The 24,220-nt window shown below is 64.3% G+C and carries 25 protein-coding genes; 10 read left to right on the top strand and 15 right to left on the bottom strand.

Annotated features, from left to right (window positions below; translation table 11 throughout):
• Positions 1 to 7 precede the first annotated feature (7 nt).
• Genes ybiB through SSARUM2_RS07220 form a run of 3 tightly spaced genes read right to left on the bottom strand, consistent with a single transcriptional unit; the run spans position 8 to position 3,116 of the window.
• Positions 8 to 967, bottom strand: coding sequence for a DNA-binding protein YbiB (gene ybiB / locus SSARUM2_RS07230; protein WP_060452748.1), 960 nt, complete (start codon positions 965 to 967; stop codon positions 8 to 10).
• 38 nt (positions 968 to 1,005) lie between these two features.
• Positions 1,006 to 1,635 carry an FMN-binding negative transcriptional regulator gene (locus tag SSARUM2_RS07225; protein WP_060452747.1) on the bottom strand — a complete coding sequence of 210 codons (630 nt, stop codon included), beginning with the start codon at positions 1,633 to 1,635 and terminating at the stop codon, positions 1,006 to 1,008.
• A gap of 56 nt (positions 1,636 to 1,691) precedes the next feature.
• A complete protein-coding gene (locus SSARUM2_RS07220) occupies positions 1,692 to 3,116 on the bottom strand; it encodes an MFS transporter (protein WP_033653410.1) in 1,425 nt (474 codons plus the stop codon).
• 99 nt (positions 3,117 to 3,215) lie between these two features.
• Between SSARUM2_RS07220 and SSARUM2_RS07215 the strand changes: the two genes are divergently transcribed.
• Positions 3,216 to 4,055: a helix-turn-helix transcriptional regulator gene (locus SSARUM2_RS07215; protein WP_033637650.1), complete on the top strand. Its 840-nt coding sequence runs from the start codon at positions 3,216 to 3,218 to the stop codon at positions 4,053 to 4,055.
• Here SSARUM2_RS07215 and SSARUM2_RS07210 read toward each other — a convergent pair.
• From SSARUM2_RS07210 to prpB, 4 genes are all read right to left on the bottom strand, one after another.
• Positions 4,052 to 4,681 (bottom strand): LysE family translocator, encoded by a 630-nt coding sequence (locus tag SSARUM2_RS07210; protein ID WP_048321374.1) that lies wholly within the window; start codon positions 4,679 to 4,681, stop codon positions 4,052 to 4,054. The two genes, SSARUM2_RS07215 and SSARUM2_RS07210, sit on opposite strands and share 4 nt — an antisense overlap.
• 79 nt (positions 4,682 to 4,760) lie before the next feature.
• Entirely contained in the window at positions 4,761 to 6,212 is a 1,452-nt protein-coding gene (locus SSARUM2_RS07205; RefSeq protein WP_060452763.1) for a bifunctional 2-methylcitrate dehydratase/aconitate hydratase, read from the bottom strand.
• A 50-nt stretch (positions 6,213 to 6,262) separates the two neighbouring features.
• Positions 6,263 to 7,426, bottom strand: a complete 1,164-nt coding sequence (gene prpC / locus SSARUM2_RS07200; RefSeq protein WP_033646891.1) for a 2-methylcitrate synthase — start codon at positions 7,424 to 7,426, stop codon at positions 6,263 to 6,265.
• 33 nt (positions 7,427 to 7,459) lie between these two features.
• The gene (gene prpB, locus SSARUM2_RS07195) at positions 7,460 to 8,350 is read right to left on the bottom strand and encodes a methylisocitrate lyase (protein WP_060452746.1); all 891 of its coding nucleotides are present in this window, start codon (positions 8,348 to 8,350) and stop codon (positions 7,460 to 7,462) included.
• Between the two features lie 245 nt (positions 8,351 to 8,595).
• On the opposite strand from prpB, the gene prpR reads away from it, so the two are divergent.
• The gene (prpR, locus tag SSARUM2_RS07190) at positions 8,596 to 10,185 is read left to right on the top strand and encodes a propionate catabolism operon regulatory protein PrpR (protein WP_060452745.1); all 1,590 of its coding nucleotides are present in this window, start codon (positions 8,596 to 8,598) and stop codon (positions 10,183 to 10,185) included.
• 3 nt (positions 10,186 to 10,188) lie between these two features.
• Here prpR and SSARUM2_RS07185 read toward each other — a convergent pair whose 3' ends face one another.
• Positions 10,189 to 11,097: a DMT family transporter gene (locus tag SSARUM2_RS07185; RefSeq protein ID WP_033637645.1), complete on the bottom strand. Its 909-nt coding sequence runs from the start codon at positions 11,095 to 11,097 to the stop codon at positions 10,189 to 10,191.
• Between the two features lie 136 nt (positions 11,098 to 11,233).
• Here SSARUM2_RS07185 and SSARUM2_RS07180 point away from each other — a divergent pair, with 136 nt between their 5' ends.
• Positions 11,234 to 11,668, top strand: coding sequence for an Lrp/AsnC family transcriptional regulator (locus tag SSARUM2_RS07180; RefSeq protein WP_033646897.1), 435 nt, complete (start codon positions 11,234 to 11,236; stop codon positions 11,666 to 11,668).
• On the opposite strand, the gene dinG is transcribed toward SSARUM2_RS07180, so the two are convergent.
• The 4 genes from dinG to SSARUM2_RS07160 all read right to left on the bottom strand — a co-directional run bounded on the left by dinG (position 11,669) and on the right by SSARUM2_RS07160 (position 15,429).
• A complete protein-coding gene (gene dinG / locus SSARUM2_RS07175; RefSeq protein ID WP_033637643.1) occupies positions 11,669 to 13,867 on the bottom strand; it encodes an ATP-dependent DNA helicase DinG in 2,199 nt (732 codons plus the stop codon).
• Positions 13,868 to 13,933: 66 nt separating this feature from the next.
• Positions 13,934 to 14,326 (bottom strand): tautomerase family protein, encoded by a 393-nt coding sequence (locus tag SSARUM2_RS07170; protein WP_033646903.1) that lies wholly within the window; start codon positions 14,324 to 14,326, stop codon positions 13,934 to 13,936.
• Positions 14,316 to 14,648 carry a carboxymuconolactone decarboxylase family protein gene (locus tag SSARUM2_RS07165; protein WP_033653414.1) on the bottom strand — a complete coding sequence of 111 codons (333 nt, stop codon included), beginning with the start codon at positions 14,646 to 14,648 and terminating at the stop codon, positions 14,316 to 14,318. The genes SSARUM2_RS07170 and SSARUM2_RS07165 overlap by 11 nt, the downstream gene beginning before the upstream one ends.
• A gap of 124 nt (positions 14,649 to 14,772) precedes the next feature.
• On the bottom strand, positions 14,773 to 15,429 hold the full coding sequence (locus tag SSARUM2_RS07160) for a glutathione S-transferase family protein (RefSeq protein WP_041034091.1): 657 nt from the start codon (positions 15,427 to 15,429) through the stop codon (positions 14,773 to 14,775).
• A gap of 241 nt (positions 15,430 to 15,670) precedes the next feature.
• Here SSARUM2_RS07160 and ompC point away from each other — a divergent pair, with 241 nt between their 5' ends.
• The 3 genes from ompC (at position 15,671) to SSARUM2_RS07145 (ending at position 18,647) form a co-directional block, all read left to right on the top strand.
• Positions 15,671 to 16,768 (top strand): porin OmpC, encoded by a 1,098-nt coding sequence (gene ompC / locus SSARUM2_RS07155; protein ID WP_033646909.1) that lies wholly within the window; start codon positions 15,671 to 15,673, stop codon positions 16,766 to 16,768.
• A 179-nt stretch (positions 16,769 to 16,947) separates the two neighbouring features.
• Positions 16,948 to 17,799, top strand: a complete 852-nt coding sequence (locus SSARUM2_RS07150) for a GNAT family N-acetyltransferase (RefSeq protein ID WP_033653416.1) — start codon at positions 16,948 to 16,950, stop codon at positions 17,797 to 17,799.
• A 17-nt stretch (positions 17,800 to 17,816) separates the two neighbouring features.
• On the top strand, positions 17,817 to 18,647 hold the full coding sequence (locus tag SSARUM2_RS07145; protein ID WP_060438949.1) for a 5'-nucleotidase, lipoprotein e(P4) family: 831 nt from the start codon (positions 17,817 to 17,819) through the stop codon (positions 18,645 to 18,647).
• Between the two features lie 3 nt (positions 18,648 to 18,650).
• Here SSARUM2_RS07145 and SSARUM2_RS07140 read toward each other — a convergent pair whose 3' ends face one another.
• The 3 genes from SSARUM2_RS07140 to SSARUM2_RS07130 form a co-directional block, all read right to left on the bottom strand.
• Positions 18,651 to 19,169, bottom strand: coding sequence for a GNAT family N-acetyltransferase (locus tag SSARUM2_RS07140; protein ID WP_060438950.1), 519 nt, complete (start codon positions 19,167 to 19,169; stop codon positions 18,651 to 18,653).
• Between the two features lie 2 nt (positions 19,170 to 19,171).
• Positions 19,172 to 19,741 carry an XRE family transcriptional regulator gene (locus SSARUM2_RS07135; protein WP_033646915.1) on the bottom strand — a complete coding sequence of 190 codons (570 nt, stop codon included), beginning with the start codon at positions 19,739 to 19,741 and terminating at the stop codon, positions 19,172 to 19,174.
• Positions 19,742 to 19,927: 186 nt separating this feature from the next.
• Positions 19,928 to 21,382: an MFS transporter gene (locus SSARUM2_RS07130; protein WP_033637631.1), complete on the bottom strand. Its 1,455-nt coding sequence runs from the start codon at positions 21,380 to 21,382 to the stop codon at positions 19,928 to 19,930.
• A 103-nt stretch (positions 21,383 to 21,485) separates the two neighbouring features.
• Between SSARUM2_RS07130 and SSARUM2_RS07125 the strand changes: the two genes are divergently transcribed.
• The 4 genes from SSARUM2_RS07125 (at position 21,486) to SSARUM2_RS07110 (ending at position 24,125) form a co-directional block, all read left to right on the top strand.
• Entirely contained in the window at positions 21,486 to 22,139 is a 654-nt protein-coding gene (locus tag SSARUM2_RS07125; RefSeq protein WP_033637630.1) for a metalloregulator ArsR/SmtB family transcription factor, read from the top strand.
• Positions 22,140 to 22,316: 177 nt separating this feature from the next.
• Positions 22,317 to 22,811 carry a DUF2878 domain-containing protein gene (locus SSARUM2_RS07120; protein ID WP_033637629.1) on the top strand — a complete coding sequence of 165 codons (495 nt, stop codon included), beginning with the start codon at positions 22,317 to 22,319 and terminating at the stop codon, positions 22,809 to 22,811.
• A gap of 110 nt (positions 22,812 to 22,921) precedes the next feature.
• Entirely contained in the window at positions 22,922 to 23,842 is a 921-nt protein-coding gene (gene yedA, locus SSARUM2_RS07115; protein ID WP_041034079.1) for a drug/metabolite exporter YedA, read from the top strand.
• 106 nt (positions 23,843 to 23,948) lie between these two features.
• Positions 23,949 to 24,125, top strand: a complete 177-nt coding sequence (locus tag SSARUM2_RS07110) for a hypothetical protein (RefSeq protein ID WP_016928550.1) — start codon at positions 23,949 to 23,951, stop codon at positions 24,123 to 24,125.
• Positions 24,126 to 24,220 lie beyond the last annotated feature (95 nt).

Raw genomic sequence — 24,220 nt, 5'->3', positions numbered from 1 at the left:
GTCGCGCTCAGGCCTGATGCAGGCGCTGCAGCCCCTGTTCCAGCGTCTCGCTCTCGCCGGCGGCCACCAGGCAACAGGCGACCTGCCGCTGGATGGCCTGCGGGATCGCCACCTCGCCCGCCAGGCAGCGCTCGGTCCAGCGTGCGGTGGTTTCCGCGTCTTTCGCCGCCGGCAACGTCGGCGTTTCATCCTGCAAGGTGCGCTCCAGCAACACGCGCTGTTCGCCGCCGACGATATGGTGAATCTGCGGGCAGCGCAGCGGGTTGGCGTAGGCTTCGCCTTCGGTGCCGTGCATCAACAGCCCGCGGGCGCCGATCTGGCGGAAAAACGACGCCACCCGGCCGACATACTCCGGGTGTGAGACGCTGGCGAGGCGCAGCGCATCCCGTTCGCCGAACGGCGTCGCCAGCTTGGCCAGCGTATGGGCGCTGTTGCGCACCCCCATGCGCCAACGCAGCCCGAGCTGCCGCGCCAGCGGCGCCGACAGCGTGGAAACCGGCATGAACACCGCTTCGCCGTTATCGAGACGCTGCTGGGCGTGAACGGCCTGTTCCGACCACGGCAACCCCAGGGCGCGGAAAATCTCGGCGCTGGTCACGCGGGTGCTGTCGTCCAGCACGCCATGCACCACCACCGGCAGGCCCACTTTCGCGAGCAGCAGCGCCAGCAGCGGCGTCAGGTTGGCCTGCTTGCGCGCGCCGTTATAGCTCGGCAGCACTACCGGCAGCGGCCGCCCCTGCGGCGCCTGCAGCGGCAACACCTGCTGCTGCATCGCCTGGTAGAAGCCCAGCATCTCCTCTTCGGCCTCACCCTTGATGCGCAGCGCGATCAGAATGCCGCCCAGCTCCAGCTCGGGGATCGCCCCGGCCAGCATCGCCTGATACAGCTCAAAGGCGGTCTGCCGATCCAGGTCGCGCGCATGGTTTTTGCCGCGGCCTATTTCTTTGATAATTTTGGTGTAATCCATCCGAAGGTTCCCCTTGCTCACTCTTCGGTTAGCATACCCTATCCGCGCCGCCGCTCAACCTCCTCCGCCAGCCGCCGCTGCGTTTCATCGCCGTCGCGCAGCCCGGCGATCACCCCATCGGCATCGTCGGCGCTGCGGTTTTGGCTCATCTTCCATTTGCCTTCGCGCCGGGTGACGGCGATCTCGATACCGACGATGCCTTTAAGCTGCGCGGTGATGTAGTTGGCCGGCGCGTCGTCGAGCCGCCAGGGCGCCGGGCGCCCCCCTTCCTGCTGCGCGGTCAGATCGATCAGCTGGCGCCGCAGCCAGGCCGGGTCGTCCGTCACCGTCGGCACGCCATACAGTTGCACCACGCTGTAATTCCAGGTCGGCACCACTTTGCCGGTCTGGCGCTTGCTCGGATACCAGCCGGGCGATACATAGCCCTCCAACCCCTGAAAAATCACCAGGCATTCCGCCGCGTGCTGCAGCCGCCGCCAGTGCTCGTTGGAGCGTGCCAGGTGCGCCCGCAGCCGGATCTGCCCCTGTTCGACATCGGCCAGAAACGGCAGCGGATCGGCCGTCAATCCCTGCTCGCCGTAGCTGACCAGCAGCCCCAACGGGTGGGCGCGCACCAGCGCCAGTTGGGCATCCAGATCGTCTTCGCGAAATGCGGCGGGTTGAAACATCAGTGTGGCTCCTTACGCTCTCTCATCATGACGACAGTAAAGCACCCGCCGGCGGCCTACTTAAGATCCGCTTTCTGACTATTTCGCGTGATCCGGTTTAACAAGATCAGGGCGACGCCCATCGCCAACAGATTAAATACCATGGCGCCGGCAAAGGCCTCGGCATAGCGCTCCGCCGCGCCGCCGTGCGCCAGCAGCGGCACGAAACCGACGCCGCTGACCACGATGCCCAGCGCGCCCCCCACCTGCTGCACGGTGGCAACCAGCCCCGCCGCCATGCCCGCCTGCCGCTCGTGCGCCAAACCGAGCACCAGATTCAGCAGCGGCGTCATGCTCAGCGCCTGGCCGAATCCCAGCACCACCAACCCCGGCAGCAGCCGCAGCGGATGCGCCAGCGCCGCGCCCCACAGCGCCTGCGCCATCAGCAGCGCCAGCCCGGCGGCGTAAATCGCCACGCCCGCGCTCAACGCACGGTTGCCCCAACGCAGCGCCAGCCGGGGCGCCAACATCGACGCCAGCATAAAGGCCGCGCTGGCCGGGGCGAACAGGCTGCCCGCCTGAAAAGGCGTCAGCCCCGCCCCCGCCTGCAGCAGCAGCGCGAAACACAAGAAAAACGAGGAAGCGGTGGCATAAATCGCCAGCACCACCGCCATACCCGGCGCGAAGCCCGCCTGGCGGAACAGCGCCGGATCGAGCACCGCATCGTCGCCGCGCTGCGCCAGACGGCGCTCCCAACGCAGGAAGCCCCACAGCGTCAGCATTGCCAGCGCCAACATCGGCGCGATCCACCACGGCCAGCCGCGCGCCGGCCCTTCCAGCAGCGGCAGCAGCAACAGCGACAGGCCGGTCGCCGCCAGCCCCAGGCCAACGCCGTCCAGCCGCTGCGCCTGCGCCACCCGCGATTCGGGAATGCGCCGCGCCGCCCACAGCGCCAGCGCGCCGATCGGCAGATTAATCAGAAAGATCATGCGCCAGCCGCTGCCGAACAGGTTGGCCTCGATGATAAAACCACCGAGGATCTGGCCGAAGATCGCCGCCAGCCCCAGCGTCATGCCCAGCCAGGCGAAGGCGCGCCGCCGCTGTTGCGGCTCGTACAGCACCCGCATCAAGGCGTAAATTTGCGGAAACAGCAGCGCCGCCGCCGCCCCCTGCAGAATACGCGCGGCGATCAGCAGGCTGAGCGATCCCGCCAACCCGCACAGCAATGAAGTCAGCGTGAATCCCAGCATGCCGAGGCTGAACAGACGCCGACGTCCGAAGCGATCGCCCAGACGCCCGCCGGCGATCAACAGCACCCCGAACGCCAGTTCATAACCGGCGACGATCAACCCGACGCCGGCAAAATCGGCGGCGAATTCTCGCTGGATCACCGGCGCCGCCACGTTGACCACAAACAGATCGAACACCGTGACAAAACCGCCCAACAGCAGCACCGGCAGGCCGGCCAACCCTCGCCGTTCACGAGATAATGAATGTTCCATACCACCTCCAGAGATTATGATGGCCGCAGTATGAAACATGTTTTAAACTGTTACTATATAGCCACTTATACTATTACTAACAGCAACAGGACGGCCGCCATGCCCCCACGCACCCTCGAGCGCACTCGCCACGAACTGGCGGATTTTCTGCGTCAAAAGCGAGAACAGCTGTCGCCGCAGGCGGTCGGTTTGCCGAGCGGCAGCCGCCGCCGCACGCCGGGATTGCGGCGCGAGGAGGTCGCGGCGCTGGCCGGCGTCGGCCTTACCTGGTACACCTGGCTGGAACAAGGCAGGGAAATCAATGCGTCGGTGGCGTTTTTGGAAAACCTGGCGCGGGTGCTGCAGCTCGACGCCGCCGGCCGCTACCACCTGTTTTTATTGGCGCATCAGCGCCCGCCGGTGCCGGTCGGCCATCAGTGGTGCCAGGTCTCGCCGCTGGTGCGGCGGCTGCTGGACGATTTGGCGCTGCGGCCGGCCTACGTCATGAACCTGAGTTGGGACATCATCGCCTGGAACCCGGCGGCGCAGCGGCTGTTCGCCATCGCCGAACGCCCGCCGGAAGAGCGCAACATGTTGTGGATGCTGTTTGCCGATCCGCAGCTCAATGCGCGCCTGCTGGAGTGGCGGGCGCAGGCGCCGCAAATCCTGGCCAGCTTCCGCCGCGACTACGCTCGCGCGCCGGAGGATGAGGTGATGCGCCAACGGGTACAGGCGCTGGAGCGGGTGTCGCCGCAGTTCCGCCAGCTCTGGCGGCAGCACGACATTCACGGGCGCTGCCAGGGACGGCGCAGCTTCGCCATCCCGGAAATCGGCCCGGTCACCTTTGACCACGCCTCTTTCATCGTCGACGAAGAGAATCACCTGCGGCTGGTGATGTACAGCGCGCTGCCGGACGAACCGGCCAGCGCGGCGTTTGAAGCGCTGCTGCGCGAGGGTTAGCGGCGGCTGTCGAAAATGAGCTTGCAGGCCAGCCCGGCGAACACCCCGCTCAGCAGGTAGTTCGGCCAGCGGGCGCTGAAGCGGCGGCCGGCGAAGCGGCTTTTCATGCCGCTGACCGCCAGGATCACCCCGCCGTTAATCAGCAAGCCCACCAGATTCAGCACCGTCGCCAGCGCCAGCATCTGCACCACCACCGAGCCTGAACGCGGATCGATAAACTGCGGAAACAGCGCCAGCACGAACAGCGCCATTTTCGGGTTGAGGATATTGGTGAACAGCCCCTGGCGGAAGATGCGCGCCGTCGGCACCGCCTGCAACCCGGCGGAAGCCTGCAAACTGCTGCCGGATCGCAGCGTTTTCCACGCCAGATAGAGCAGATAGGCGGCGCCCAGCATTCTCACCGCGTCGTAAGCCAGCGGCACCGCGACGAACAGTTGCGACAACCCCAGCGCCGCCGCCAGCGCGTGACAATACGTGCCGAGCTGAATGCCCGCCAGCGAAGCGAAACCGGCGCGCCGCCCCTGGCTGACGCTGCGCGAAGCGATCAGCAGCATATCCGGGCCGGGGGTCAGCGCCAGCGCCACGCAGGCACCGGAAAACAACAACAGCGTTGCGGCATCAATCATGAATCACCTGATAAGAAGACGGACGGGAATGGAGCGTCCATCATAGCGGCGCCGACGTGGCTTGTCAGCGCCGCTCGCGTCAGATCACCCACAGATCGAGATACTCGTTGACCGGCATCTGCGCCAGCCGCTGCCGGTCCAGCGACACCTCGAGAATGCGCTGCTGCTGCAGAGCCGGGAACTGGCGCGCCAGGTTGGTTTTGAACTTCTCGACCAGCAGCGGGATGCCCTCTTCGCGCCGCCGCGCATGGCCGATAGGATACTCCACCGCCACCTCATCCAGACGGCTGCCGTCGGTAAACTCCACCGTCAGCGCATTGGCGATCGATCGTTTTTCCGGATCGTGATAATCGCGGGTGAAGGCGGGAGCTTCATGGCAGCGGATCTTGCCGCGCAACGCATCGATGCGCGGATCCTCGGCCACCCGATCCTCGTAGTCCGCGGCCGTCAGCCGGCCGAACAGCAGTGGGATCGCCACCATATACTGAATGCAGTGATCGCGATCCGCCGGGTTATCCAGCGGCCCCTGCTTGTCGATAATGCGCAGGCAGGCCTCGTGGGTGCGGATGCTCACTGCGGCGATGTCGGCGGCGGTTTTACCGGCGGCCTGCATCTGGCGATGCAGCGTCATGGCCGCCTCCACGGCGGTCTGGGCATGGAACTCCGCCGGGAACGAAATTTTAAACAGCACGTTCTCCATCACATACGCGCCGTACGGCCGCTGGAAGCGGAAAGGCTTGCCGTTGAACGAGACGTCGTAGAATCCCCAGGTCGGCGCCGTCAGCGCCGAGGGATAGCCCATCTCGCCGGTGGCGGCCATCAGCGCCAGCCGCACCGCGCGGGCGGTCGCATCCCCCGCCGCCCAGGATTTGCGGGTGCCGGCGTTCGGCGCATGGCGATAGGTACGCAGCGACTGCCCGTCCACCCACGCCAGCGACACCGCGTTCAGGATCTCCGCCCGGCTCAGGCCGAGCATCTGCGCCACCACCGCGGTGGACGCCACCTTCACCAGCAGCACGTGATCCAACCCCACCCGGTTAAAGGCATTTTCCAGCGCCAGGCAGCCCTGGATCTCATGCGCCTTGATCATGGCGATCAGCACCTGCCGCATGGTCAGCGGCGCTTTGCCCGCCGCCACCGCCTGGCGCGAGAGCCAGTCGGCCACCGCCAGGATCCCGCCCAGGTTGTCCGACGGGTGCCCCCACTCCGCCGCCAGCCAGGTGTCGTTGAAGTCGAGCCAGCGGATCATGGCGCCGATATTGAACGCCGCCTGCACCGGATCCAGCTGGAAGCGGGTGCCCGGCACCCGGCTGCCGTTCAGCACCTCGGCGCCCGGCACCACCGGCCCCAGCAGTTTCTTGCAGGCCGGATAGCTCAGCGCCTCCAGCCCGCAGCCGAGGGTATCGAGCAGGCAATAGTGGGCGGTACGGTACGCCGCCGGGGTATCGACGGCCTCTTTCATCACATAATCGACGATATCGACCATTTCGCGATCGAACGGCGGACGGCGGGTATTGGCAGACTCAAGCATCATGATTCCCAAAGGCTCCATAGTGAAAACGACACGATAGCGATCGGCGCTCAGCGCTGATCCAGCGGTACGAACGCCCGCGCTTCCGGCCCGGTATAGTTGGCGGACGGGCGAATGATTTTGTTGTCCTGGCGTTGCTCGATGATGTGCGCCGACCAGCCGCTCACCCGCGCCATGACAAACAGCGGCGTGAACATTTCGGTGGGCACCCCCAGCTGGTGATAAGACACCGCCGAGAACCAGTCGAGGTTGGGGAACATCTTTTTGGTGTCGCGCATCACGCTTTCCAGCCGATCGGCGATGTCATACAGCTTCATCGCCCCCGCCTCCCGCGACAGGCGCAGCGCGATCTCTTTGATCACCTGATGGCGCGGATCGGAGACGGTGTACACCGGGTGCCCGAAGCCGATCACCACCTCTTTGTTGTCGATGCGGCGGCGAATGTCGGCCTCCGCTTCGTCCGGCGTTTCATAGCGTTGCTGGATCTCCAGCGACACCTCGTTGGCGCCGCCGTGTTTCGGCCCGCGCAGCGCGCCAATGGCGCCGACGATCGCCGAATAGACGTCGGATCCGGTGCCGGCGATCACTCGGCCGGCGAAGGTCGAGGCGTTGAACTCATGCTCGGCATACAGGATCAAGGAAGCGTGCATCGCCTGCTCCCAACTGGCGGAAGGCGCTTCGCCGTGCAGCAGGTGCAGGAAGTGGCCGCCGATGGAGTCGTCGTCGGTCTCCGGCTGAATGCGCTCGCCGTTGTGGCTGTAGTGATACCAATACAGCAGCATCGATCCCAGCGACGCCAGCAGCCGGTCGGCGATGTCGCGCGCGCCGGCCGCGCCGTGCTGCTCTTTTTCCGGCAGCGTGCAGCCAAGGGCCGAGACGCCGGTACGCATCACGTCCATCGGGTGAGACGCCGCAGGCAACGCCTCGAGCACCGTGCGCACGCTGGCGGGCAGGCCGCGCAGGGCTTTGAGACGGTGTTTGTAGGCCTGTAGCTCATCGCGGTTGGGCAACTTGCCGTGGATCAGCAGGTGGGCGACCTCTTCAAACTCGCAGTGGCGCGCGAGATCGAGAATGTCGTAACCGCGATAGTGCAGATCGTTGCCGCTGCGCCCTACGGAGCACAGCGCGGTATTCCCGGCGGGCACGCCGGATAACGCCACGGATTTTTTCGGCTTAACGCCAGTCGGGCTTTGCGGGGGGATCGCTTGGCTCATACCGTCCTCGTTTGGCTTGTGCGTGAATGGCGCCTATTCGTCGCGTTGGCGAGCGAACAGGGCGTCGAGTTTCTCTTCGAACAAATAGTAGTTGATGCTTTCGTACAGCTCGTTGCGGGTCTGCATGGTGTCGATGACGCTTTTCTGCGTGCCCTCCTCGCGCAAAGCGCGGTACACCCGCTCCGCCGCGCGGTTCATCGCCCGGAAGGCCGACAGCGGATACAGCGCCATATCCACCTGGGCGCTGCGCAGTTCGTCGGTGGTAAACAGCGGCGTCGCGCCGAATTCGGTGATATTGGCCAGGATCGGCACCTGCGTCGCTTCGGCGAAGCGGCGGTACATGCCCAGCTCGGTGATCGCTTCCGGAAACAGCATGTCGGCTCCGGCCGCCACGTAAGCCTGAGCGCGCTCGATGGCCGCCTCCAGCCCCTCCACCGCCAGCGCATCGGTGCGCGCCATGATCACGAAGTCTGGATCGCTGCGCGCATCCGCCGCCGCCTTGATGCGATCCACCATCTCTCCGGTGGAAACGATGGCCTTATTGGGACGATGGCCGCAGCGCTTGGCGCCGACCTGATCTTCGATATGCAGCGCCGCCGCCCCGGCCTTGCTCACCGATCGCACCGTGCGGGCGACGTTGAACGCCGAAGCGCCGAAACCGCTGTCCACATCCACCAGCAGCGGCAGCGGGCAAACGTCGGTGATGCGGCGAATGTCGGTCAGCACATCGTCCAGGGTCGAAATGCCCAGATCCGGCAGCCCCAACGAACCGGCCGCCACGCCGCCGCCGGAAAGGTAGATGGCCTGGAATCCGGCCCGCTGGGCCAGCAGCGCATGGTTGGCGTTGATCGCGCCGGCGATTTGCAGGGGTTTTTCTTTACTCAGGGCCTGACGAAAGGCGAGCCCGGGTGAGCGCAGCGTCATGACGTTTTCTCCGATTAGCCAGATGAAACAGACAGAGCAAGGGGCGGGCCAGGTTGCACTTCGGTGAGGCGAAAAATTAAAATCGATAAAAATAAGCGAGTTACAACATCTGCAGCGCCATTGGCCAGACAAAGAGGTAAAAAACGTTTCAGCTAACGTTTCAATCGCTGTTTCACGCAGAAAATTTGAAACATAACTGAAACCGGGCTACACCTAATGCAGCCACTTCCATTCGGTAACCCACCATGAGCGATCACGTCACGCCGGACAAACCGGTGATCTGGACCGTCTCCATCACCCGCCTGTTCGATCTGTTCCGAGACATCAGCCTCGAGTTCGACCATCTGGCAACCATCATCCCGATCCGCCTCGGCTTTGAGGAGGCGGTGCAGCACATCCGCGCCCGCCTGGCTACCGAGCCTTGCGACGCCATCATCGCCGCCGGCTCCAACGGCGCCTACCTGAAAAGCCGCCTGTCGGTGCCGGTCATCCTGGTCAAGCCCGGCGGCTTCGACCTGCTGCAGGCGCTGAGCAAGGCGCGCAGAACCGCCGATCGGATCGGCGTCATCACCTATAAAACCCCTCTGCCCGCGCTGCTGGAGTTCCAGCAGACCTTCGATCTGCCGCTGGAGCAGCGCAGCTACGTCACCGAAGAGGACGCGCGCGGCCAGATCGCCGAGCTGAAAGCCGCCGGCATTCAGGCCGTGGTTGGAGCGGGCCTCATCAGCGAGTTGGCGGAAGAGGCCGGGCTCACCGCCATTTTTCTCTATTCCGCCGCCACCCTGCGCGCCGCCTTCAGCGATGCGCTGGACGTGACGCGCCTGATGCAGGGCGGCGGCAAACGCGGCGGCGATTACGCCGCGCGCAATACCCTGCAGCCGCGCTACGGGCTGGGCGATTTGCAGGGCAAGTCCCCGCAGATGGAGCAGACGCGGCGCACCATCATGCTGTACGCCCGCTCGCCGGCGGCGGTATTAATTGAGGGAGAAACCGGCACCGGCAAGGAGCTGGCGGCGCAGGCGATCCACCGGGAATACTTTTCCCGGCGCGGCGCGCCGGCCAGAGGCGCGACGCCGCCGTTCGTCGCCATCAACTGCGGCGCCATCGCCGAATCGCTGCTGGAGGCGGAGCTGTTCGGCTATGAGGAAGGCGCCTTTACCGGCTCACGGCGCGGCGGCCGGCGCGGGCTGTTGGAAACCGCCAACGGCGGCACTCTGTTTCTGGATGAGATCGGCGAAATGCCGCTGCACCTGCAAACCCGGCTGTTGCGCGCGCTGGAAGAGAAGGCCGTCACCCGGGTCGGCGGGCAGCAGCCGGTGGCGGTCGACTTTCGCGTCATCAGCGCCACCCACAACCACCTGGAGCAGGCGATTCAACGGGGCGGCTTTCGCGCCGATCTGTTCTACCGCCTGAGCGCCCTGCGGCTGCAGCTGCCGCCATTGCGGGCGCGCGGCGACGATATCGCGATGCTGGCGGAACACTTTCTGAAGCGGTCGCTGGCGGCGCTCGACGTACCGCTGACGGAGCCGCTGCGCGCCGCCCTGGCCGGCTGTTACGCCGCGCTGAGTCATTACGCCTGGCCCGGCAACCTGCGCGAACTGCGCAACATGATGGAGCGGGTGGCGCTGATGCTAAGCACCGGCACCGCGCCGAGCGGCGAGACGCTGCGCTGGCTGCTGCCGGAGCTGGCGGCGGGCACGCCCCCCGAGACGCCGCCAGCGCCCGTCTCCGCCCACGAAGCGCTGGCGCGGTGCGGGGGCGACCACGCCGCCGCCGCCCGGTTGCTCGGGATCAGCCGCACCACCTTATGGCGCCGGCTGAAAAAAACGAACTGAGCATCAGCCGGCGCGCCGGCCGTCCGAGGCCGGCAGCAGTCGCGCTCGCCGCTCGCCCAGCAGGTTCATGCCCGCCGCCGCCAGCAGGATGATCGCCGCGCCCAACAGCTGCCAGGCCGACAGCCGGTGGCCAAACGCCAGGCGATCCACCAGCATGGCGGCGATCGGGTAGATGAACGACAGCGAGCCGATCAGGTTGGTCGGCAGCTTCTGCAGCGCGCCGTACATCAGCACGTACATCAGGCCGGTGTGCAGCACGCCGAGCGTCGCCAGCATGCCCCACTGCCCAGCGCTGGCCGAAACGTGGAAATCCACCAGCGGCAACAGCATCACCGCCCCTACCGCCACCTGGATCAGCGCAATAAGATGCGGCGGCGTGCCCTTCAGCCGCTTGGCCGCCAGCGCCATCAGGGCGTAGAAAAACGCCGCGCCGAGCGCCAGCGCGATGCCCGCCAAATAATGACTCTGTTCCCCCGCCTGCCGCGGCTGCGCCAGCACCACCAGCATCATGCCGCCGAACGCCAGCCCCAGCCACAGCAGCTTGCGGGCGGTCAGCCGTTCCCCCAGAAACAGCGCCCCCAGCCCCACCAGCATAAACGGCTGGGTGTTGTACACCGCCGTGGCGATGGAGATAGAGGCATAGGAATAGGCGGCAAACAGCAGCAGCCAGTTGATCACCAGCGCCACCCCACCGGCGATCGCCAGCAGCAGCGTGGCGCGCGTCAGCACATCGCGCCGCAGCTGCCCCAGCGCGCCGCACACCGCCAGCAGCACCAGCGCCCCCACCGCGCAGCGCCAAAACACCACGTTGACCACCGGCTGGCCGGACATCAGCACAAACCAGCCGATGGAGCCGGAAATCAGCATCGCCGCCGTCATCTCCAGCGAGCCGCGTTTTATCTCTGCATTCATTCTGCGTTCCTCCAAACTTGCCCAGAGGCATAGCTTGCGGCTTCGCCGGGCGGCTTTCCATAGCATAAAAAAGGCAGATGTGCTTAACTGCCTTTTTCTCGTAGCTATAATAAAGAAAACACCTAACGGAGGCGTTATGGATGATATCGATCGCCAGATCCTGACTCTTTTGGCGCAGGACGCGCGCGCGTCGTTGAAGACGCTGAGCGCGCAGGTGGGGCTGTCGTCGCCGAGCACGTCGGAAAGGCTGCGGCGGCTGGAGGAAAGCGGCGTGATCCAGGGCTATACCCTGAACGTCAATCTGCAGGCGGTGGGCTACGCCTTCGAGTCGCTGGTGCGCATCAAGCCGCTGCCGGGCATGCTGAAGAAGGTTGAACAGCTGATTCAGGCGATCCCGGAAGTGGTCGAGTGCGACAAGGTGACCGGCGAAGACTGCTTTATCGTGCGGCTGGTGGCGCACTCGATGGCGCAGCTCGACCACACCCTCGATCGGCTGGCCGAACACGCACAGAGCAACACCTCGATCGTGAAAACCACGCCGGTCAAACGCCGCCTGCCGCCGCTGCTCTGATTAACGCCGCCGCTTGCGGGCGAACGGGTTGCCGCGCTTCTTCTCTTTTTTGGCCGCGTCGGCGGCGGATTTCAGCGCCGCCAGATGCGCCTTGTCGGCCTCCGGCACCGCGCGCTGTTCGATCGGGAACACCGGCAGCGACGCCAACAGCCGCGAACCGTAGTTTTTGGTCAACAGCCGGCGATCGTAGATCACGATCTCGCCGTAGCATTGGTTGCTGCGGATCAGGCGGCCGACCTGCTGGATCAGGTTGAACGAGGCGCTCGGCAGGCTCTGCACTTCGAACGGATAGCGCTTCAGCGATTTCAGCCACTCGCCTTCGGTAATGATCACCGGGCTGTCGATCGGCGGGAACGCAATTTTGTGAATGTGTACCTGGGTCAGCAGCTCGCCTTTCAGATCCAGCCCTTCGGCGAACGATTGCAGCCCCACCAGCACGCTGGCGACGCCCTTCTCCACCCGCTTGCGGTGCTCTTCCACCAGCCGGTAGCGCGGCTGGTCGCCCTGCACCAGCAGCATCAGCCGCAGATCGGTCACGTAGCTGAGGAAAGTCTGCATCGCCCGGTGGCTGCTGAACAGGATCAGCATGCCTTTGTGTTTGCCGCTCGCCTGCTCGGCGCGGAAACATCGCGCCATCTCCTCGAGGTGTTCCGCCTCGTTGGCGAGCGCCGGTTCGTAGCGCATCTGCGGAATGACAATCTTGCCCTGTTCGACGTGATTGAACGGCGAAGAGAGCGTTTCGAAACGATCGCCGGCCTTCTCGCTCAGCCCGCTCATCTCCTGCAAACGCGCGAAGCTGTTCAGCGAACGCAGCGTGGCCGAGGTGACCACCACATGCGGCACCTTGCGCCACAGCAGCTTCTCCAGCTGGTCGCTGACGCGGATGCCGACGCAGTGCAGGTAAAGATGGGTGACGTTATCGCGCAGCTCGCGCGTGACCCATTTGGAGATCGGCGCATTGGACGATTTGTCGAGCGCCGCCAGCCGCCACAGCTTGCTCATCGCCTCCAGATAACCCAGCGTGCGGCTCATCTGAATGATCGACCGGTGCAGGCGCACGATGTCATGCTTGCCGGTCTGCTCGGTGAGATCGTTAAGCACGAACTCCGCCAGCCCGCGCAGCGCGTCGGTCAGTTTAAACAACCGCGCGCAGCTCTCCACCATCTCCGCCGGCAGCTCGCCCATTTCAAAACGGTGCTCGGCCGCCACGCTGTCGCCGGGCAGATAGGCGCTGACCTGATGCTCGAAGATCTGCACCAGCTCGCGCAGCTCCTCGCAATGGTTTTTCAGCCGCTCGCTGTTGGCCAGCCCCGGCGGATTCTTCGGCCGGTACTGCGTCATGCACTGCTCGACCTGGCGCACGATCATGTCCAGCTGCAGGTTGGTCGACAGCGCGGTGATTTCCCCGTCGATCTCCAGCGCGTCGCGCGCCACCTCCGGCAAATGGTGGCCTTCGTCCAGCACCAGCAGCAGCTCTTTCGGGTTCGGCAACACCGATTCCGTCTCCAGCGCCGCCATCACCAGCGCGTGGTTGGCCACCACCACGTCGGCGCTCTCGATCTCTTTGCGGGCGATATAGAACGGGCATTCGCGAATATAGTGGCAGTTGCGCCCCAGGCAGTTGGCCTTGTCGGTGCTCAGCTTGGCCCACAGCGGATCGTCGATGCTCTGTTGATAGTGATCGCGCAGCCCGTCCCACTCGAAGCGGGCCAGCGCCTTGGTCAGCTTCTGGCACAGCGCCTGCTCTTCGCCGCTGGACGGCGCCAGCTCGTCGTCGAGGAACAGCGTCAGATCGCCCTGTTGGCTGACGTCGGTGCTCATCGCCGCCAGATTGCGCGGGCACACGTAACGCCCGCGGCCAAAGGCGCCGGTAAATTTCAGATCGGGGATAATCTTTTTCAGCAGCGGCAAATCCTTGCTGTAGATCTGGTCCTGCAGCGCCACGTTGGCGGTGCTGACCACCAGCGGTTTGCTCTCCGCCCGCCCGACGGCGATGCCCGGGATCAGGTAAGACAGCGTTTTGCCGACGCCGGTCGGCGCCTCGATCGCCAGATGGCGCGGGTAGTCGCCGGCCAGCGTCTTCGCCACCTCGGCGATCATCTGGCGCTGGGGCGCACGGGAAATGAAATCCGGTATTTGCTGCTGCAGGGCTTTGTACCACTGGCCAATCTGATCTTTAACTGCGGAGGAGAGCGCCATTCAACTCTTATCTAAACGAAATGATGGCGCCATTGTCCCACAGACCGCCCGCGGCGTCAGCCCGAGTTACGCCTGCGGATCGATCATCGAGGCGCGCCCGGCGCTGAACGACCACTCGTCCAACTGGGTGGTGGTGATCACCACCATCACATCCTCGGGGCGCAGCCGCAGGTTTTCCGCCAGCAGCGCCGCCAGCCGCCCGTAGAAGCGCCGCTTGGTGTCGGTGTCGCGCGGCCGCCCGGCGGTGATGTAAAACAGCACGAAATCCGCGCTGCGCGGCCCGCCGAGATAGTCGCGATCGTAAATAAGCTCACCGGGGCGGTATTGATCGATCACCTGAAATTTATCCGTCGGCGGCACCTCGAAGGCCTCCACCAGCGCCTGATGCAGGCTGTCGGACAAGGTTTGCAGATAGTCGGCGGACTTGCCCTGATGCAGGGCGATACGGCTAAACGGCATGGTTGTCCTCCTGTTCCAGTTCGCGCAGGCGCGCCACGGCCGACGCCGCCGCGGGCCAGCCGGCGTAGAACGCCAGATGGGTGATGAGCTCGGCCAGCTGCTGACGCGTCACGCCGTTGCGCTGCGCCAGCTGCAGGTGAAACGGCAGCTGTTCTACGCGGTTGAGGGCCACCAGCGCGGCGACGGTAATCAGGCTGCGCTCGCGCGGGCTCAGCGCCGGCCGCTGCCAAATATCGTCAAACAAAACGCTGTCGCTGAGCTGCGCCAGCTTGGGGGCAATATCGCCGAACGCCTGTTGCCCGGCCTGGGATTCTGATGGCATCACACTCTCCTGTCAGTTGCGGATAGCCTTACGCTACCCGCCGCCGCAGCGAGTGAAAATCGGGATTTTCAGCAGTCTCGGTTCAGAAAAACGGGAGGGTTCCCCACCGGGCGGCGGGGAGGCATCACGATTCCAGCGGGGCAACACCGTCGAAATGGGCGCTCAGCAACGCATTCAGCTCCGGCCGCTGTTCCACCCGCTCTGCGATGGCGTACAGCCGCGGGCAGTGTTGCCGGAACCACGCGCGGCCTGGCCGCCAGTTGCACATCACCGCCACGTACAGATCCAACGCGCTGAAGCTCTTGCCGAGAAACCACGGGCCCGCTGCGCCGGCGGCGGCGTTCAGCTGCCGCAATAAGCGCTCGCGATAATCCATTACCGCGTTTTTCAGCTGTTCCGCCCCCGCCGCCTGCGGCTGCCAGCGCTGCGGATGGTCGGCATAGGTGAAGGTGGGGTAAATCTCCGCGTTGATGAACAGCAGCCAGCGCAGAAAACGCGGCAACAGCGGCGAGCCGCCGGGCGGCGCCAGTTCGGCGTGCGGCGCGCGATCGTGCAGCAACAGAATGATCGCCGCACTCTCCGTCATCACTTCGTCATTGGGCAACACTAAGGTGGGCACCTGGCCCAACGGGTTCAGCGCCAGCAGGCGATCGCGCTCCGGGCCGTCCTGCGTGTAGTCCACCTCCTCATAGCCCCAGGGGAAAGCGGTCAACACCAACGCGGCGGCCACGATCGTCGAGCCGCAGCCCTGCGTGCCGAACAAAGTATAAGTATCGTGCATGATTCCTCCCGCAGCGGAACAAGGTATCGATAACTGTAGACCAGCCGTCGACCGTCGGCCGAAGAAAAAATTCACTCTTTACGCGACATTTTTAATCGTTCGACATGAAAATGAATTTTTTGTCATAAATAGATCACATTACTACGGTAAAAATTCTCCGCCGCCAACAATCAGGCGGCACAGTAAAACAGCAATGCAACTGATGATAAGCGTCTTTCAATCGAATAAAGCAGGGTAACCCATGAAACGTAATCTTCTGGCCGTTATTATTCCGGCACTTTTACTTGCGCAAGCGGCACAGGCAGCAGAAATCTACAATAAAGACGGCAACAAACTCGATTTTTACGGTCGTGTAAAGGCCCTGCATTATTTCTCCGATGATGCCGGCAACGACGGTGATAAAACCTACGTGCGTATCGGCTTTAAAGGCGCGACTCAGATTAACGATATGCTGACCGGCTACGGCCAGTGGGAATATCAGATCGCCGCCAACCACACGGAATCCGACGGCACTAAAGACACCAAAACGCGTCTGGGCTTCGCCGGTCTGAAATATAAGGATCTCGGTTCCTTCGACTACGGCCGCAACTACGGCATCATTTACGACGTCGGCGCCTGGACGGATATGATCCCTGAATTCGGCGACGATGCTTATATCAAGACCGACAACTTTATGAACGGCCGTACCAACGGCGTCGCCACCTACCGTAATAACAACTTCTTCGGACTGGTCGACGGCTTGAAATTTGCCGTGCAGTACCAGGGCAAGAACGAAAACGACGGCCGCTCCGCCAGCAAGGCGAACGGCGACGGCTGGGGCCTCTCCTCCAGCTACGAAATCATCGACGGCCTGAGCGTGGGCGCCGCCTATGCCTCTTCCAACCGCACCACCACGCAAAAAGCGGGCACCTTCGGTAAAGGCGACAAGGCCGATATCTGGGCCGGTGGTCTGAAATACGACAACAACAACGTCTACCTGGCCGCGACTTATTCGCAGAGCCGCAATATCGCGCCTATTTCCGGCACCGCCACCATCAATAACAATGCCACTTCCGTTAGCGGCTTCGCCAATAAAGCGGAAGGGATTGAATTGGTCGCGCAATATCAGTTCGACTTCGGTCTGCGCCCATCGCTGGGTTACGTTCAGCAGAAAGGCAAAGATATTGAAGGCATCGGCGACGTCGATCTGGTGAAATATTTCGACGTAGCGGCAACCTATTACTTCAACAAAAACATGTCCACTTATGTCGAATATAAAATCAACCAGCTCGATGACGACAACAAGCTGGGTCTGAAAAACGACGACGTGGTTGTTGTCGCCCTGACCTACCAGTTCTGATGTGATGAATGAATAACCACCACTGCAAACTTTAGCGTCACTTGATACCCAGAGTTTTATTTCGCCGGGCGGCTGCGTCCGGCTTTTTTGTTTTTATTTTCCCCCTGTCCAATCCCCCCGCTTGCCTTGCAAAAAAAACGGGTCTACATGTATAGCTTTCTCCCCGAGCGAAATCAGCCATGCATAACGACGGACGCTTCGACTTCCACAACGCCCTGCGCTACAGCAGCGACGAACTGGCGAATATCCTCAGCCACTGCTTTGAAAACTACATCGTGCGCTTTGTTGTCGACGGGCCGACCTTCGCCGCCCGTTTCGGCGCCGAAGATCTCAGCCTGAACGACAGCCTGATCGTCACCCACCGCCATGAACCGGTGGCGGTGGCGCTGATCGCCCGCCGCGGCCGGCACAGCCGGGTCGCGGCCTTTTCCGTGCGCCCGGAGATGCGCGGCCAGGGCCTGGGCAAGACGCTGATGCAGCGGCTGGTGGCAGACGCCCGCCACCGCGGCGACCGGCGGCTGTCGCTGGAAGTGATCGAAGGCAACGACGCCGCGCTGGCACTGTACCACCGCGCCGGGCTGCGCATCGTGCGCACCCTGACCGGCCATCAGGCGCCGGCGGAAGCGCCGCCAGGCACGGCGGAACTGCAGGCGGTCGATCCGCTGACCGTCAGCCATCGCCTGACGGCGGAAGGCGCCACCGATCTGCCCTGGCTGATCGCCCCCGAATCGCTGTTCAAGCTGCCGGGCAAACCGCAAGCCTATACGCTCAATCGTCAGGCCTACGCCGTGGTGATGCCCGGCGCCGAGCACTGCTGGCTGCGCCTGATCTACGTGCCGCCGCAGCACCGCGGCCAGGGGCATGCGCGCGCCTTGCTGGCCGCCCTGCAAACACGGTTCGCCCCTTTGCCGCTGACTGCCAACGTCGTTGTGCCCGAGGTGGCCGCCCCCTTCTTTACGCATCTTGGCTGGCGGCAGGATCCCCTGCGCCAGTTCGAGATGGATATGCTGCTGGACAGCCCACAAGAATAAAACCGAGAGAGATAACGATGGCAGGAAAACAGGCAAGGACACTCACCCTCGGCGCGGCGATTGGCGTCGCGCTGCTGACGCTGGCCGGTTGCGCGCAGCCGCCGCACACCGACGCGCAGGCCCAGCAGCGGCTGGCGGATCAGTCGGTGCTGGCGGTGAACTGGTTCCAACAGTCCGGCGAATACCGCGCGCTGGCGCATCAGGCTTTCAACAGCGCGCAGCGCGCCTTCGATCAGGCCAGGGCCGCGCCGGGCCGTAAAAAGGCGGTGGTGGTCGATCTGGATGAAACCATGCTGGACAACAGCGCCTACTCCGGCTGGCAGGCGCAGCAGGGCCAGCCATACGACGGCGCCACCTGGGCCAAATGGACGCAGGCCGAACAGGCTGGCGCGGTGCCGGGCGCGGTGTCGTTCGCCCGCTACGTCAACGCCCATCAGGGCACGATGTTCTACGTGTCGAACCGCAAGCAGAGCGAATACGCCGCCACGGTGGCCAACATGCAGAAGCTCGGTTTCACCGGCATGTCGGAAAAGACCGTGCTGCTCAGCACCGATACCTCCAATAAGCAGGCGCGCTTCGACGCCATCAAACAAGCCGGCTACGACATCGTGGTGTACGCGGGCGACAACCTGAACGACTTCGGCGCCGCGACTTACCACCAGGACAACGCGCAGCGCCGGGTATTCGTCAGCGAGAACCAGAACAAGTTCGGCACCGAATTCATCGTGCTGCCCAACCCGCTGTACGGCGATTGGGAAAGCGGGCTGGCCCGCGACTACAACAAGCTGACGCCGCAGCAGAAGCTGCAGGTGCGCCAACAGGCGATCAAAGCCTGGCGCGGGCGCTAAGCCTCACAGCAGTTTGTACATATAGCAGGTGGCTTCCAACGCCCCGGCGTCGCTGGCGCGGGCGTAATGCGGAATGTCGCCCGCCGCCTCGAACCCCAATTGGCGGTACAACCCCTGCGCCGCGCTGCCGCTCAGGGTGTCCAGCACCAACAGGCTGCGGCGATGACGCGCCGCCAGCGCCTGCACTTCCTGCATCAACTGCCGGGCGACGCCCTGCCGCCGCGCCTGCGGGTGCACCATCAGCTTGGCCACTTCCGCCCGGTGGCGGCCATTGTCCGGCATCGCCAACAGCAGCTGCACGGCGCCAACCGGCCGACCGTTCGCCAGCGCCACCAGCATCGCGCGCTCTCCCCGCGCCAGGGCCGGCAGCAACCCCTGCCAAAACGCCCGCGCCTGATCCACCGTAAAGGGCATGACAAAACCGATGCTGGCGCCGTGCGCCACGCTGGCGTGCAGCATCTCGGCCAAGTCGTCCATGGCGCTTTGCGCCGCGTCGGCGCCCCACTGTTGCAATTCAATCATGGCTATGGCCTGCAGATAACGAGCGTGTAATGGGCCGGCTCATCGCCGGGAACATGGAAACGGGACGCGCCGAACAGGCGGTAGCGCAGGCAGTCGCCGGGCGACAGCCGGAAAACGCGCCCTTCCAGCGTCAATTCCAGCTGCCCGGACAGCAACCAGAGGTGATGCTCCAGCGCCGGTATCGACGGCAGGTCGTAATCAATCTGCGCGCCGGCATCGAGCCGGGCTTCGATAAACTCGGCCTTATACAGCGCGGCGGGAGGAGAAACGGAGCGACGGTGGAAACCGCTGGCGCGATCGACCCATACCGGCTGTTGCGGCGGCCGCAACAGCTCCGGCGGTTCGTCTTCGATTTCGCTCAACAGGCGCGACATGGTCAACCCGTAGGCGGCGCACAGCCGGTTCAGCAGCGACGCCGTCGGGCTGGTTTCGGCGCGCTCCACCCGCGAGAGCGTCGCCCGGCTGAGGCCGGTGCGCTGCGCCAACTCTTCCAGCGACCATCCCTGCTGCTGGCGCAAATCCGCCAGCCGCTGCGCCAACCTCAGGTCGGCAGTCTCCAAACCGTTATCCATCGCTCACACTCCGCCTTGAAATCCCATATAAGAGAAATAATCTCAAATTAGAGATATGGCAAGCGGATTTTAAAAAATGCCGCGCAGCGCGATGAATATCAGCATGCTCAGCAACACCACCGCCAGCATACTGCGCAGCAAGAACGCCACTATCACCGCAAACACTATCGAAGAAGGAGGAGCGTTCTAGCACTCGCGCGAGGGCGGGTTTTGTACAAAATTGCCCGTCTCGGCGCCCGGCGGCGCGATCGCCGCGCAGCGCCAGGCGCTGAATACCGCCAGCAGCGGCGCCAGCGCGAACGCCAGGAACAGCCAGCGCGCCGCCGACGCCGCGCCCGCCGCGCCGCCCGGATCGTTCAGCCCCGCCAGATTGGCGATCATCCCGGCCAGCGCCGCACCGAATGCGGTGGCGAACAGCTGCACCGTGGTAATCGAAGCGCCGGCGATATCTTTGTCCGCTTCGGGCGCCACCTGCAAAATGCGCGTCAGCAGGTGCGGCCAGCCGAAGCCGATGCCGAACCCCACCAGCAACAGCGCAATGACGATCGGCGCCAGCGCCTGCCAGTGGCCGCCGGACGGCACCGGCATCAGGATCGCCAGCGCCAGCAGCCCCACCAGCACAAACAGCGGCCCGCTGACGATCGCCCGGCGAATGCCCGCCCCGCGCCAACCGGAGCTGAGGATCTCGGACAGCGTCCAGCCGGCGGCCATGGCGGCGGCAATATAGCCGGAGATCAGCGGCGACTGGCCGTGCAGCAGCTGCAGAAAATAGGGCACGAAGATCTCGCTGGTCATGCCGATCACCAGCAACGCGGTCGTGATGTAGAGCGCCGCCAGCGATGAGCCGCGCCGCAGCGCGCCGTGCGGCAACAGGCGGGCGCGCGAGTGCGCTTCGCGCTTCAGCAGCCAGGCCATCAGCACCAGCGAGAGCGCGATGCCCGCCAGGTTGATCCAGGCGCTGTGCGCCAGACTGCCGGCGGACACCGCCAGCACCGCCACGGTCAGCAACAGCAGCTGCGCAGTCGGCAACGGCGCGGCCGCCTGCTGCGCTTTACCCTTGGGCAGGATCAGGAAGGTAAATGCGGCGTACAGCGCCATGATCGGCAGCAGAATGCCGAAGGCCCAACGCCAGGCGTTCAGCTCGGCGAAAATGCCGCCCACCGCCGGCCCCACCAGGGTGGCGATGCCCCACATCGCCGAGATGAGCGCCATGGCGCGCGGCCACAATCGCTGCTCGAACACCAGGTTGATCATCGCGTAGGAGAGCGCAAAGATCAGCCCGCCGCCGAAGCCCTGCACCGTACGGCCGATCAGCATCACCGGCATGCTCGGCGCCAGCGCGCACAGCGCCGCCCCGGCGATGAAGAACAGCGAAGCCACCAGATAGGCGCTGCGCGCGCCGTAGCCGCTGAGCAGCCGGGCCGACAGCGCGGAACCGAGGATCGACGCCACCACGAACAGCGTGGTGTTCCAGGCGTAGAGATCCAGACCGCCGATATCCTGCACCACCGAGGGCAGAATGGTGGTGGCGACCAGAATATTGATGGCATGCAGCGCCACGCCGAGCGAAAGCGCGATCGCACTGGCCGCATTTTTGCCGGAGAAAAGGTCGCTCCAGCGGCTATCGTCATGGGTTATCACGGTTGTCGTCCTGTTTTCAGAGGAATGGCATTGAGTTGGTCATAAGATTGCGTTAAATTTAACAAGAGTTATCTTGGAATAAGTTAGGGCGAGGCGGAGAAATATGTCAAGAATAAACTTGGAAAATAGCGGCGGCACCGCACAATCGGTCAGTGACCGCTTGCTGACGCTATTGAAAACCCGCGGCCCGCAGCAAGCTTCTGACGCAGGAAAGGTGCTCGGCACCACCGGTGAGGCGGCCCGCCAGCAGTTCGTCAAGCTGGCGAAAGAGGGGCTGGTCGAAGCGGTGGCGGAAACGCGCGGCGTAGGCCGCCCGGTGCAGCTGTGGCATTTGACCTCGGCCGGCAACGCGCGCTTTCCCGACACCCATGCGGATCTGACGGTGCAGCTGCTGCGCACCGTGCGCGACAAGCTGGGCGAACAGGCGCTCGATGTGCTGATCGAGACCCGCGAGCAGGAAAACCGCATCAACTACAAGCAGGCGATGATCGGCGCCGCCGATCTGCAGGAGCGCGTGGCGCGCCTGACCGAAATCCGCTGCCGCGAAGGCTATATGGCCGAATGGCGTCAGGAGGAAGACGGTTCCTATCTGCTGGTGGAAAACCACTGCCCGATCTGCGCCGCCGCCACCGTCTGCCAGGGCTTCTGCCGGGCGGAGCTGAGCATCTTCACCGAAGTGCTGCAGGCGCAGGTGGAGCGCGCCGAACACATTCTGGCCGGCTCGCGCCGCTGCGCCTACCGGATTTCGCTCCTGTAATGCCGGTTTTTGCCCGCGTTTTCAACCGGTACAGATTATTCTGCTTGTGCATCCCGCACCTTCCCTTCTAAGGTTGAATTAACGCATATTCAGACCAACAGCGGGCCTCGCGCCCGCTCTGAGAAATCCGCCGGCGCCTGGCGCGCAGCGGCAGAGTAACCCCACGGGAGTTGAACGATGAAGAAGCCGCATGCCGGATTCTGGCTGGCGACGCTGGGACTGGGCGTCTGCTGGCTGCTGGCGCTGCTGACTCGCGATCGGCTCAACGGCATCCTGCTGGCCGGCGCGGCGCTGGCGCTGATCTTTACCCCGGCCGCCCGCCGCAAAGGCGCGGCCCTGGCCGCCCTGGGCGGTATCGGCATGGATGGGCTGTGGAGCTACAGCGGCGTGCTGCACTACAGCGGGCAACACGGCCTGCCGCTCTGGACCATCGCGCTGTGGATCGGCTTCGGCTGCTGGTGGTATTGGCTGCTGGACGTGGTCAGAGCGGCCCCCTGGCCGCTGGCGGTGCTGGGCGCCGCCGTCGGCCCCTTCGCCTACGCCGTGTCCTGGAAGCTGGACGCGTTGCTGCCCGGCGTGCCGCCGGAGTTCATGCTGCTGCTGCTGGCCGTCGGATGGTCGATTTACCTGCCGGCCGTCAGCTGGCTGCAGTGGAAGCGGCGGGACAGCTGAACGGCGGGCGGCGGCCGGGAAAAATAATGCCGAAAGCCATTGCTTATCGGTTGCCCGATCGGGTTTACTGAGCGTTCTAATAATAATCACCCCTGCAAAAACATATCCCTATGCTTAGCCAACAAAGCCGTAGCGTCCTGCCGTTGATCGGGGCGTTGTTCACGTTATATATCGTTTGGGGTTCCACCTATTTCGTCATTCGCCTCGGCGTCGCGCAGTGGCCGCCGCTGATGATGGCCGGCATTCGCTTTCTGGTTGCCGGTATCCTGCTGTTCAGTTTCCTGGCCTGGCGCGGCCACGCGCTGCCGACGCCGAAGCAGTGGCTGGCCGCCGGCGCCATCGGCATTCTGCTGCTGGCGGTGGGCAACGGCCTGGTGACGGTGGCGGAGCACCAACACGTGCCGTCCGGCATCGCCGCGGTGATGGTGGCGACGGTGCCGCTGTTCACCCTCTGCTTCAGCCTGCTGTGGGGGATGCGCAACACCAAACTGGAATGGGCCGGCATCGCGCTCGGTCTGGTGGGCATCGTGCTGCTTAATACCGGCAACAACCTGGTGGGCAACCCGACCGGCGCGCTGCTGATTTTGCTGGCGTCGGCCAGCTGGGCCTTCGGGTCGGTACTGGGATCGCGCATCTCGCTGCCGGCCGGGCCGATGGCCGGCGCGGCGGAAATGCTGGTCGCCGGCGTGGTGTTATTGGCAGCCAGTCAGCTGAGCGGCGAGCGTCTGACTCAGATGCCGAGCACCGGCGGCTTTCTGGCGCTGGGCTATCTGATCGTCTTCGGCTCGATGCTGGCGATCAGCGCCTATATGTTCTTGTTGAAGAACGTGCGCCCGGCGGTCGCCACCAGCTACGCCTACGTCAACCCGGTGGTGGCGGTGCTGCTCGGCATCGGCTTTGCCGGCGAATCGCTGGCGCCGCGCGAGTGGCTGGCGCTGGTGATCATCGTGGCGGCGGTGGTGCTGGTGACGCTGGGAAAATACCTGTTCGCCCGCCCGGCCCGCGTGCAGGCCATCGACAGCGAACGGTAGCGATCGCAAAGGGCGGTCTGCGGGCCGCCGTTAAAAACGATTCTTGTTTCACTCGGCGAAGGGGCTATAATTCCCGCTGTTCCAAGCAACCTGCGAAATTATTCCTATGCTGAAAAAAGCGTTCGTCATCGTCATCGCCCTGTGCGCCTTCGGTTCTTTGGGCGGCGTATTCCTCGCCGGGCTGAACATCTACACCCGTTCCACCACCCCGCACGAAGAAAGCGCGCCTGCCGGGGATGCCGCCGCCACGCCGGCGCAAACCGAAACCCTTCAGGCCAAGTGATCGTCCAGCCAGCGCTGGCAGCGCAGCTGTAAAAAGCGCTGCAGCCGCCTGACGCGTTCCGACACCGGCGAGCGATGCGGGCACCAGGCACTTCG

It is taken from the genome of Serratia sp. K-E0102 (assembly GCF_029962625.1).
Lineage (GTDB): Bacteria > Pseudomonadota > Gammaproteobacteria > Enterobacterales > Enterobacteriaceae > Serratia > Serratia sarumanii.
This window is presented reverse-complemented; position numbering and strand designations above follow the sequence as displayed.

What these genes read in the sequence shown, in the direction of transcription:
- ybiB (WP_060452748.1), bottom strand. Translation starts at nt 967, where the DNA reads ATGGATTACACCAAAATTATCAAAGAAATAGGCCGCGGCAAAAACCAT.
- SSARUM2_RS07225 (WP_060452747.1), bottom strand. Translation starts at nt 1,635, where the DNA reads ATGTTTCAACCCGCCGCATTTCGCGAAGACGATCTGGATGCCCAACTG.
- SSARUM2_RS07220 (WP_033653410.1), bottom strand. Translation starts at nt 3,116, where the DNA reads ATGGAACATTCATTATCTCGTGAACGGCGAGGGTTGGCCGGCCTGCCG.
- SSARUM2_RS07215 (WP_033637650.1), top strand. Translation starts at nt 3,216, where the DNA reads ATGCCCCCACGCACCCTCGAGCGCACTCGCCACGAACTGGCGGATTTT.
- SSARUM2_RS07210 (WP_048321374.1), bottom strand. Translation starts at nt 4,681, where the DNA reads ATGATTGATGCCGCAACGCTGTTGTTGTTTTCCGGTGCCTGCGTGGCG.
- SSARUM2_RS07205 (WP_060452763.1), bottom strand. Translation starts at nt 6,212, where the DNA reads ATGCTTGAGTCTGCCAATACCCGCCGTCCGCCGTTCGATCGCGAAATG.
- prpC (WP_033646891.1), bottom strand. Translation starts at nt 7,426, where the DNA reads ATGAGCCAAGCGATCCCCCCGCAAAGCCCGACTGGCGTTAAGCCGAAA.
- prpB (WP_060452746.1), bottom strand. Translation starts at nt 8,350, where the DNA reads ATGACGCTGCGCTCACCCGGGCTCGCCTTTCGTCAGGCCCTGAGTAAA.
- prpR (WP_060452745.1), top strand. Translation starts at nt 8,596, where the DNA reads ATGAGCGATCACGTCACGCCGGACAAACCGGTGATCTGGACCGTCTCC.
- SSARUM2_RS07185 (WP_033637645.1), bottom strand. Translation starts at nt 11,097, where the DNA reads ATGAATGCAGAGATAAAACGCGGCTCGCTGGAGATGACGGCGGCGATG.
- SSARUM2_RS07180 (WP_033646897.1), top strand. Translation starts at nt 11,234, where the DNA reads ATGGATGATATCGATCGCCAGATCCTGACTCTTTTGGCGCAGGACGCG.
- dinG (WP_033637643.1), bottom strand. Translation starts at nt 13,867, where the DNA reads ATGGCGCTCTCCTCCGCAGTTAAAGATCAGATTGGCCAGTGGTACAAA.
- SSARUM2_RS07170 (WP_033646903.1), bottom strand. Translation starts at nt 14,326, where the DNA reads ATGCCGTTTAGCCGTATCGCCCTGCATCAGGGCAAGTCCGCCGACTAT.
- SSARUM2_RS07165 (WP_033653414.1), bottom strand. Translation starts at nt 14,648, where the DNA reads ATGCCATCAGAATCCCAGGCCGGGCAACAGGCGTTCGGCGATATTGCC.
- SSARUM2_RS07160 (WP_041034091.1), bottom strand. Translation starts at nt 15,429, where the DNA reads ATGCACGATACTTATACTTTGTTCGGCACGCAGGGCTGCGGCTCGACG.
- ompC (WP_033646909.1), top strand. Translation starts at nt 15,671, where the DNA reads ATGAAACGTAATCTTCTGGCCGTTATTATTCCGGCACTTTTACTTGCG.
- SSARUM2_RS07150 (WP_033653416.1), top strand. Translation starts at nt 16,948, where the DNA reads ATGCATAACGACGGACGCTTCGACTTCCACAACGCCCTGCGCTACAGC.
- SSARUM2_RS07145 (WP_060438949.1), top strand. Translation starts at nt 17,817, where the DNA reads ATGGCAGGAAAACAGGCAAGGACACTCACCCTCGGCGCGGCGATTGGC.
- SSARUM2_RS07140 (WP_060438950.1), bottom strand. Translation starts at nt 19,169, where the DNA reads ATGATTGAATTGCAACAGTGGGGCGCCGACGCGGCGCAAAGCGCCATG.
- SSARUM2_RS07135 (WP_033646915.1), bottom strand. Translation starts at nt 19,741, where the DNA reads ATGGATAACGGTTTGGAGACTGCCGACCTGAGGTTGGCGCAGCGGCTG.
- SSARUM2_RS07125 (WP_033637630.1), top strand. Translation starts at nt 21,486, where the DNA reads ATGTCAAGAATAAACTTGGAAAATAGCGGCGGCACCGCACAATCGGTC.
- SSARUM2_RS07120 (WP_033637629.1), top strand. Translation starts at nt 22,317, where the DNA reads ATGAAGAAGCCGCATGCCGGATTCTGGCTGGCGACGCTGGGACTGGGC.
- yedA (WP_041034079.1), top strand. Translation starts at nt 22,922, where the DNA reads ATGCTTAGCCAACAAAGCCGTAGCGTCCTGCCGTTGATCGGGGCGTTG.
- SSARUM2_RS07110 (WP_016928550.1), top strand. Translation starts at nt 23,949, where the DNA reads ATGCTGAAAAAAGCGTTCGTCATCGTCATCGCCCTGTGCGCCTTCGGT.